The sequence below is a fragment of the Streptomyces sp. NRRL B-3229 genome (genome assembly GCF_000719505.1).
Taxonomy (GTDB): domain Bacteria; phylum Actinomycetota; class Actinomycetes; order Streptomycetales; family Streptomycetaceae; genus Streptomyces; species Streptomyces griseorubiginosus.
The window spans coordinates 1-608 of record NZ_JOGP01000098.1 but is presented as its reverse complement, the minus strand read 5'-3'; the positions used below and the strand labels follow the sequence as shown (position 1 = coordinate 608).

Annotated in this window: 1 protein-coding gene and 1 pseudogene; both read left to right on the top strand. The window is 66.8% G+C overall.

Annotated features, from left to right (window positions below; translation table 11 throughout):
* Positions 1-438 (top strand): alpha-glucosidase C-terminal domain-containing protein (locus IF54_RS0138885; RefSeq protein ID WP_030327470.1); only part of this gene is annotated, 438 nt, incomplete at its 5' end.
* Positions 435-608, top strand: a pseudogene (locus IF54_RS41920) (trehalose synthase); the annotation flags it as partial. The gene IF54_RS0138885 and the pseudogene IF54_RS41920, both read left to right, overlap by 4 nt.

The following is a 608-nucleotide window of genomic DNA, read 5'->3' as shown; positions in this document are numbered from 1 at the left end:
GGCAGCGAGGAGTACCTCGACTCGGAGAAGTACCAGCTCAGGGCCCGCGACTGGGACACCCCCGACAGCCTCGCCCCCCTCATCACCCGCCTCAACACCATCAGGCGCCGCCACCCCGCCCTCCAGCGCCTGCGGAACATCCGCTTCCACCACACCGACAACGACTCGGTCATCGCCTACAGCAAGCGCACCGGGGACGACACGGTCCTGGTGGTCGTGAACCTCGACCCGCACCACACCCACGAGGCCACGGTCTCGTTGGACATGCCACAACTCGGCCTGGAATGGCACGAGTCCCTATCCGTGCACGACGAACTGACGGGTGAGACCTACCGGTGGGGCAGAACCAACTATGTGCGCCTGGAGCCCGGCCGGGCCCCGGGACACGTGTTCCAGGTCGGTGGGTCGGCGCCTCAGATCGGAGGGTCCACAGCGTGACTGTCAACGAGCCCGTCCACGACACCTTCGAGGACACCCCGGCCAAGGACCGGGACCCCGACTGGTTCAAACGCGCGGTCTTCTACGAGGTGCTGGTCCGCTCCTTCCAGGACAGCAACGGCGACGGTGTCGGCGACCTCAAGGGCCTGACCGCCAAACTGGACTACCTC